This window comes from Pseudarthrobacter sp. NKDBFgelt (assembly GCF_046097905.1).
GTDB classification, from domain to species: Bacteria; Actinomycetota; Actinomycetes; order Actinomycetales; family Micrococcaceae; genus Arthrobacter; species Arthrobacter polychromogenes.
On the sequence record NZ_JBJURL010000129.1, the window covers coordinates 1 to 5,543 of the forward strand.

Below are 5,543 nucleotides of genomic sequence, written 5' to 3' on the forward strand. Positions count from 1 at the left end.
TCGCACTGACCTATCGAGCCGGCGTCGTCCTGTACGCCGTCGTCATCTGGCTACGCCAATAAGGAGACACACCCTAGGCGCCCACGTCCCGCCGCTCCAGGGCGACGGCGGCGAATACCACCAGCGCGGCCGAGATGGCCCACAGCCATGCCGCTGCCGGCCAGTCCGCCCCGTTCGCCACCGGTGAGTTTCCGTAGGCCCAGTGGTAGGGGCTGAGGTTCAGCAGCCACTCCACGTCCTTGCTCTGCCGTCCCACCGCGTTGAACACGTACCCGAGCACCCCGACGGCGGCGCCGGCTGCCAGCCCGTGCGTGCGGCGGCCGGTGACAGCGCCAACGCAGAGGGCGGCCGTTCCGCTCAGCAGTGCCAGCCCGGCGAACAGCACGGTGGCGCCCAGCAGGTTGCCCAGCTCGATGCCCAGCTGCGCCGGCCCGTTCAGCAGCCACACCAGGGAGCAGACCACGGCCGCCAGCAGCACCACGCGCAGCAGCAGGGCAAGGGCCCGTTCCAGCACCACCTGCACCCTGCGCACCCCGTGCGCCAGGGTCAGTTCCAGCTGGCCCGACTCCTCGTCCCCGCCCACGGCCGCGGCGCCCCAGGAGACCGACGCGATGGTCATCAGGAGGAAGCCGAGGAGCCCGAACAGCGTGGCCTGCGTGTAGCCAGGGCCGGTGGCTATCTGGTCATAGTTCAGCGCCTTGGTCATCTCCGGAGGGAGGGCATCGATCATGTCCTGCATCTGCGCGCTGCCCCCGATGGACGGGTACAGCGGCAGATAGAGGAAAATCGCCGCGGCCAGGCCCAGCGCCCAACCCAGGGTGGAGCGCCAGGTGTCAAAGAAGGCCCGGCGGAACAGTGGAAGAGCCGTCACCGTGCCTCCTCCTGCGGGGCGGCGTACATCGTCAGCACTGCTTCTTCCAGGTCCGGCTCTTCCAGGACGAGGTCAGTCAGGCGGAGGGAAGCCAGCATCCTCACCAGCGGCTGGATGTCCCCGCCAATGGTGGCGGACAGCGTCGCCGTGCCGTCGGCCTCCAGCACCTCCACGTGTCCGACGCCGGGCACCCCACTGAGCAGCGCAACGGCGTCGTGCGCTGCAATGCCGGACGTGGTGAAGCGGACGCGGCGCACGGCACCTTCGCGGAGTCCGCTGACGGATTCGACGGCGATGATCCTGCCGTCCCGGAGGATGGCCACCGTGTCCGCTGTCTGCTGGACCTCGCTCAGGACGTGCGAACTGAGGAAGATGGTCTGGCCGCGGTGCCTCGCCTCGCGCACCATGGCGTGGAACTCCTGCTGGACCAGGGGGTCCAGGCCGCTGGTGGGCTCATCGAGGACCAGCAGCTCGGGCTGGTGCATGAACGCCTGCACCAAGCCCAGTTTCTGCTTGTTGCCCTTGGACAGCTTGCGGGTATGGCGGGTGAGGTCCAGTCCCAGCCGCTCCGCCAGCTGGTCCACCCGGCCCGGCGGCACCGGCCCGCTGATTGCCTCATAGTGGGCCAGCAGCGTGCGCCCCGTTACCCGGCCCGCCAGGAACAGCTCCCCGGGAAGGTAGCCGATGCGGCGCCGCAGTTCCGGGCCACCCGCCCGCGGATCCGTCCCCAGCACCCGGATGGTCCCGCTGGTGGGGCGGATGATGTCCAGCAGGCAGCGCATGGTGGTGGTCTTTCCTGCACCGTTCGGGCCGATCACACCAAAGACGGAGCCGGCCTCCACCTCGAAATCAACGCCGTGGAGCACTTCGCGGCGCCCGAATTTTTTGGTCAGGGACTTCGCTGAGATAGCGGGTGCCATCAGACCTCCTGGGTACGCACGCGCGGCGATGACCCAAGACTAGGCGCCGCCGGCTGCCCTGTACATTGCGGCTGCCCGTGTTATTCCCGATGACGCGGGGAGCGAACAAGGGGCCGCGGGCGGGACAGGCCGGCGGAGCGGCGCGTACCGTTGACCCATGGCTACCCTTGACATCACAGGTGAACAGTTCGCATCCACCATCGAAGGCAACGACATTGTCCTGGTGGATTTCTGGGCGGAATGGTGCGGGCCCTGCAAGCAGTTCGGTCCCACGTACTCGGCCGTCTCGGAGAAGCACCCGGATGTCCTCTTCACCAAGGTGGACACCGAGGCCGAGCAGCAGCTCGCCGCCGAGGCAGGCATCTCGTCCATCCCCACCCTGATGGCCTTCCGCGAAAAGGTGCTGGTATTCTCGCAGCCCGGCGCGCTGAACGCCCAGCAGCTTGAACAGGTGGTGGATGCCGTGAAGGCCCTGGACATGGAGGAAGTCCACGCCCACGTGGCACGCCAGCGGGAAGAGGCCGCCGCCGCAGCCGGTAAACCGGCCGGTCCGCAGGACGGCACGCAGATCCCGGACGCCTAAGGCTTCTACAACGCAAAATGCGGGACCTCCCACTGGGAGGTCCCGCATTTGTTGTTAAGTCGATTAGATCCGTTCCACCTTGACGGGCTCGGCCAGGAGCGCGCTCAGTGATTCGTTCAGGTCCTGCACGGCGATGCCCTTGGAGTGCTTGGCCAGGTCCTCCTCCGACGCCCACTGCTCCGTCAGGACCAGCTTCTCCTCGGTGGCTTCCGTCAGCTCGTACCGGATGCAGCCGGGTTCGTTCACCACCTCGTCGATGGCGATTTCGAGGGCCAGCTTGACGCGGTGGAATTCGCCGTCGTTGGGGATGAACGTTGCCTGCAGGTCAATGGGTGAAGTCATGGATTTCACAATACCGGCACCTGCGGACGGCTTGCGTTCTGTTGCGCGGACACCGCTTCCGCCGGTGCTTTCATTGCAGGTGGCCACTTGGTAGCGTGCCAGCATGCGCGCCTACACAGCCGGGGACACTGACGTCCCGCTGCTCCATGAAACCATCGGCCGGAACTTTGAGCGGGTGGCGGCCCGTTTCCCCTTCCACGACGCGCTGATCGAGGCGGCACCTGTTCCGGGCGCCGACGCCCGCCGCTGGAGTTACACCAAGATGAACGACGACGTCGACCGGCTCGCGCGTGCGCTCCTCGCCCTGGGCGTCGCCAAGGGTGACCGGGTGGGAATCTGGAGTCCCAACTGCGCCGAATGGACCCTCCTCCAGTACGCCACCGCCAAGGCGGGGGCCATCCTGGTCAACGTCAACCCTGCCTACCGCAGCCACGAACTGGAATTCGTGGTGCGGCAGAACGGCATGCGGATGTTGGTCACCGCCCCGTCGGACACCAACAGCGACTACGTGGGGATGGCCCGGAAGGCGCTCGCGGAGTGCCCGGACTTGCGCGAGCTGGTCTTCCTGCCCGCGCCGGCGGAGGACGGGTTCGACGCCGGCGTCCCCCTCGGTGACGCGGAGCTGACGTACGCCGAGCTGCTTCGGCGGGCGGACGACGTCGGACATGCCGGACTGCAGGCCCGGATGGCTGAACTTGACCCGCACGATCCCATCAACCTGCAATACACCTCCGGGACCACGGGCTTCCCCAAAGGGGCAACGCTCACGCACCACAACATCCTCAACAACGGGTTCTCGATCGGCGAACTGCTCGGGTACACAGAGCACGACAGGGTGGTGATCCCGGTGCCGTTCTACCACTGCTTCGGGATGGTGATCGGCAACCTGAATGCCCTCAGCCGCGGCGCTGCCACCATCATCCCGGGCCGCGGATTCAGCCCGGCCGCAGCGCTGGAGGCCGTCCAGGATTTCGGTGGGACCTCCCTGTACGGAGTGCCCACCATGTTCATCGCCGAGCTGGCGCTGCCGGACTTTGCTTCCTACGACCTGTCCAGCCTGCGCACGGGTGTCATGGCCGGCTCGCTGTGCCCCATCGAGGTGATGAACCGGGTGATGTCGGAGATGAACATGGTGGATGTGGCCATCTGCTACGGCATGACCGAAACGTCGCCGGTGTCCACCATGACCCGGCTGGGGGACAGCCTGCGGCAGCGCACCGAGACGGTGGGACGCACCATGCCCCACCTGGAAAGTAAGATCGTTGATCCCGGCTCGGGGGAGATCCTGGACCGGGGCCGGATCGGGGAGCTCTGCACCCGGGGATATGCCGTGATGAAGGGGTACTGGAACCAGCCGGACAAGACCGCCGAGGCCATCGATGCCGACGGCTGGATCCATACCGGCGACCTTGCCCGGATGGACGACGACGGGTACGTCGTCATCGAGGGCCGGATCAAGGACATGGTGATCAGGGGCGGTGAAAACATCTATCCGCGGGAGATTGAGGAGTTCCTCTTCGCCCACCCGTCGATCCAGGACGTGCAGGTCATCGGGGTGCCGGATGCCAGGTACGGCGAGGAGCTGATGGCGTGCATCATCCTCAAGCCCGGCGCCCAGCCGCTGGACGCAGGCTCGCTTGCCGAGTACTGCCGGGGGAAGCTGGCCCACTACAAGGTTCCCCGCTACGTCGAGGTCCGGGAGAGGTTCCCCATGACCGTGTCCGGGAAGGTCCGCAAGGTGGAGATGCGCCAGGAGGCCGTGGCCCGGCTGGGGTTGTGACGTCAGCGGATGTTGCGGCTGATGGCTTTCACACCCACGGCAAGGCCGACGGCGGCTGTCACCGCGGCGGCAAGCAGGCCCAGGAGGGTGTCCGTCCCGACGCTGCCCGCGAATAGTTCGCGCTCGGCGTTCACCAGGTAGGTCAGGGGGTTGAACAGGCTGGCCGTCTGCATCCAGCCGGGTCCGGCCTCGATGGGAAGCATGATGCCGGAGAGGATCATCAGCGGGAACAGCAGCGTTTGCTGGACCCCCCAGAAGATCCACTCCTTGTTCTGGGAGACGAGGGCCAGCGCATACGACAGGGCTCCGAGTCCTATCCCGAAGATCCCCAGGATGACCAGCCCGGCCACCACGTGCAGCGGGTGGAACACGAAGCCGAAGGGGATGCAGACCAGGGCGATGAGGAGCCCCTGGACCACCAGCGGCGCCCACTCCTTCAATGCCCGCCCGATCATCAGCGAGGACCTGGACAGGGGCGTTGCCAGGATGCGCTCGTAGGAGCCCGTCATGAGCTCGTACTGCAGGTTTGAACCGGTCATGGACGTTCCGAAGAGGGCGATCATCACCACCACACCCGGGAGGAACCACTGGAGCGTGGACTGTCCGCCGAACGCGGGCGCGCCCACTGCCGCGCCCAGCAACGGGCCGAACAATCCCAGGAAGACCAGCGGCTGGAGCAGCGAGAACACCAGCGAGAACGGGTCCCTGAGCGGCAGCAGCATTTCCCGCCAGAACACGTACCTGGTGTCATGCAGGACCCTGCCCAGCCCGTGCTTTTCCCGGGTGCCGGCAATGGTGCCGTGCGCGGCCATCAGCGGTTCGCTCCTTCCCGCAGGTTGCGCCCGGTCAGTTCCAGGAACACATCGTCCAGGGTGGGCGGCTTCAGCTCCAGGGACTGGGCGGGAGCGCCGGCGTCGTGCATCTCCAGCAGCAGCCCAGGCGCCAGCCGGGCACCTTCGGGGAGCCGGAGGCGGAAGCGGACAACGCCGTCGTACGAATTCAGGGAGCTGGCCGGGCACAGCCGCGTCATCCCCGTCCGGCTCAAGG

Annotated in this window: 6 protein-coding genes and 1 pseudogene; 2 read left to right on the plus strand and 5 right to left on the minus strand. The window is 66.9% G+C overall.

Annotated features, from left to right (window positions below; genetic code table 11):
* Positions 1-73: 73 nt before the first annotated feature.
* Both ACKAE7_RS20265 and ACKAE7_RS20270 read right to left on the minus strand, forming a co-directional pair.
* Positions 74-871 (minus strand): ABC transporter permease subunit, encoded by a 798-nt coding sequence (locus ACKAE7_RS20265; RefSeq protein ID WP_408980133.1) that lies wholly within the window; start codon positions 869-871, stop codon positions 74-76.
* Complete coding sequence (locus ACKAE7_RS20270) at positions 868-1,791, minus strand: ABC transporter ATP-binding protein (protein WP_408980134.1); 924 nt, start codon at positions 1,789-1,791, stop codon at positions 868-870. The genes ACKAE7_RS20265 and ACKAE7_RS20270 overlap by 4 nt, the downstream gene beginning before the upstream one ends.
* Before the next feature lie 157 nt (positions 1,792-1,948).
* Here ACKAE7_RS20270 and ACKAE7_RS20275 point away from each other — a divergent pair, with 157 nt between their 5' ends.
* Positions 1,949-2,374: a co-chaperone YbbN gene (locus tag ACKAE7_RS20275; protein WP_104184401.1), complete on the plus strand. Its 426-nt coding sequence runs from the start codon at positions 1,949-1,951 to the stop codon at positions 2,372-2,374.
* A 63-nt stretch (positions 2,375-2,437) separates the two neighbouring features.
* Here ACKAE7_RS20275 and ACKAE7_RS20280 read toward each other — a convergent pair whose 3' ends face one another.
* Positions 2,438-2,716 carry a putative quinol monooxygenase gene (locus tag ACKAE7_RS20280; protein WP_066278079.1) on the minus strand — a complete coding sequence of 93 codons (279 nt, stop codon included), beginning with the start codon at positions 2,714-2,716 and terminating at the stop codon, positions 2,438-2,440.
* A 103-nt stretch (positions 2,717-2,819) separates the two neighbouring features.
* Here ACKAE7_RS20280 and ACKAE7_RS20285 point away from each other — a divergent pair, with 103 nt between their 5' ends.
* The gene (locus ACKAE7_RS20285; RefSeq protein ID WP_408980135.1) at positions 2,820-4,496 is read left to right on the plus strand and encodes an AMP-binding protein; all 1,677 of its coding nucleotides are present in this window, start codon (positions 2,820-2,822) and stop codon (positions 4,494-4,496) included.
* A 2-nt stretch (positions 4,497-4,498) separates the two neighbouring features.
* On the opposite strand, the gene ACKAE7_RS20290 is transcribed toward ACKAE7_RS20285, so the two are convergent.
* Together ACKAE7_RS20290 and ACKAE7_RS20295 are read right to left on the minus strand one after the other, a co-directional pair.
* Positions 4,499-5,308 carry an ABC transporter permease gene (locus tag ACKAE7_RS20290; RefSeq protein WP_188809550.1) on the minus strand — a complete coding sequence of 270 codons (810 nt, stop codon included), beginning with the start codon at positions 5,306-5,308 and terminating at the stop codon, positions 4,499-4,501.
* Positions 5,308-5,543, minus strand: a pseudogene (locus ACKAE7_RS20295) (hypothetical protein); the annotation flags it as partial. The pseudogene ACKAE7_RS20295 and the gene ACKAE7_RS20290, both read right to left, overlap by 1 nt.